2 protein-coding genes are annotated in these 1,759 nt (G+C 36.4%); both read left to right on the top strand.

Translation table 11 applies throughout. From position 1 onward, the window contains the following. Positions 1-385: 385 nt before the first annotated feature. Entirely contained in the window at positions 386-808 is a 423-nt protein-coding gene (locus tag H8909_RS12980) for a DUF6431 domain-containing protein (protein WP_177830167.1), read from the top strand. Positions 809-876: 68 nt separating this feature from the next. After that, positions 877-1,659, top strand: coding sequence for a transposase (locus H8909_RS12975; protein WP_187013124.1), 783 nt, complete (start codon positions 877-879; stop codon positions 1,657-1,659). Positions 1,660-1,759 lie beyond the last annotated feature (100 nt).

Here is a 1,759-nt window from a genome sequence, read left to right as displayed (position 1 = left end):
AAACTGGACTATTATAAGGATCTTGATGCATTATACTAATTAGACAAATCATAAATAATATATCGGGAAAAGTCCATAAAATCAGGACTTCTTTTCGTCGTGGAAAAAGACTGGATAGCGGACGCGAAAAAAATGAGCATCACCTTACGGCGATGCTCATTTAGCAGGGACTGTCAACATTCTGTCCTTGACTTTTGAACCAGTTTAGATCTCCTGGCCTTGCTTTTAGACTATAAACTTTTTAGGGGCAGTTTTCTGCTATCTATTTTGTTTATTTCAAAAATCATTTATCATGTTCTTGAGGTTTATAAATCTATAGAAAGAAAAAAAGGATAAACATCGAAGTTTGGCCACCGAAATGTTTATCCTGTCCAATAAGAACACTATGATAATAATAAAACTTTCATCTAAAATCAAGAATATCTCAGAAAATAAATATAAAAAAATTATTCAATTATTGAACTTCAGTGAACTGACATGCCCTGGATGTGATTCTAAGGGTCTTTTTGTGCATGCTTATTATTATCGACATATCGATATCTTTAAGCGCAGTCACAAAGTCAGAGTATTAAGACTTAGATGTCCTGAATGCGGATCTACTCATGCAGTCCTTGTTGAAGATATGATTCCTTATTCCATTGCTTCTTTTAACGTAATCATTGAGGTTATTGCTGATATAGACTTTCTTGAATCTTCTCATGTTGCTTTTCTTAAAGAAAAGTATCTATCCTATTTCTTTGACTATGTTTTCTTCTGTAAATTGAATACTAGAAACAATTACTTTAATCTTGTCCAACTGACCACATGACATTTATATAACCCAGCTCTTTTTGCTGATATTCTTTCCTTATAAATACGAAAGGAGCTGTATTATACATGAAAACTAGTAATAATTCTCCATCTGACAAAGAAGCAGCTAAAAACGATACCCCTAATGCGCTCATTTCTGATAGTGATCTGCTAAAGTTTTTCAACCTGGAAAGAGAGAACGTTAAGGACTTCTCTATCACCCACAGAAAGGACGGAATGTACGTTAATATCACGCTTAATAAGGACTGGGTTCAGTGCCCCGTATGCGGACATACGACAAGCAGGGTGAAGGACTACACGGATAAGAAGATAACTCATTCCGTTATGACCACCACCAACTGCTATATCATCTATCATGCAAGAAGGTACCAGTGTCCTCACTGCAAGAAGACATTCTATGAAAATAACCCCTTCACTTTTGGAGGAAGACTCTCTGTTGCTACTGTATTCAATGTTCTCAGAGATCTCAAGTCTCCAAATGCAACCTTTACTGATGTTGCTAGAAGATATGGCATATCCGCTACATCTGTTATTAATATTTTTGACAGGCATGTTCACATCTCCAGAAGACAGCTTCCTGAATGCCTGGCTCTGGATGAAGTGTACGCCTTCAAATCTCATGACAGTAATTATGTCTGTGTGATTGTAGACTACCTGGACAAGAAGATTGTGGATGTACTTCCGTCCAGACGCAAGTACGACCTGCTGAATTATTTCATGCTCATTCCACAGGAGGAGCGCAACAAGGTTAAATATGTCTCATTTGACATGTGGGAAACATATAGAATCATCACAAAACACGTCTTCCCAAATGCAGTCTGTATAACTGACCCAATGGCATCAACTTAAGGATTTAAACATCCAAAAAGTTGATGCTTTTTTTAGTTTCGTAGAATAATATGAGGTTTCATTTGTGTTTGGATTTCTACCTCAAAAAAAAGCGCATAGA

It is taken from the genome of Catenibacterium faecis (assembly GCF_014306455.1).
In the GTDB taxonomy this organism is placed as follows: domain Bacteria; phylum Bacillota_I; class Bacilli_A; order Erysipelotrichales; family Coprobacillaceae; genus Catenibacterium; species Catenibacterium mitsuoka_A.
The sequence above is the reverse complement of the archived record's forward strand: the minus strand, read 5'-3'. Positions and strand labels throughout refer to the sequence as shown.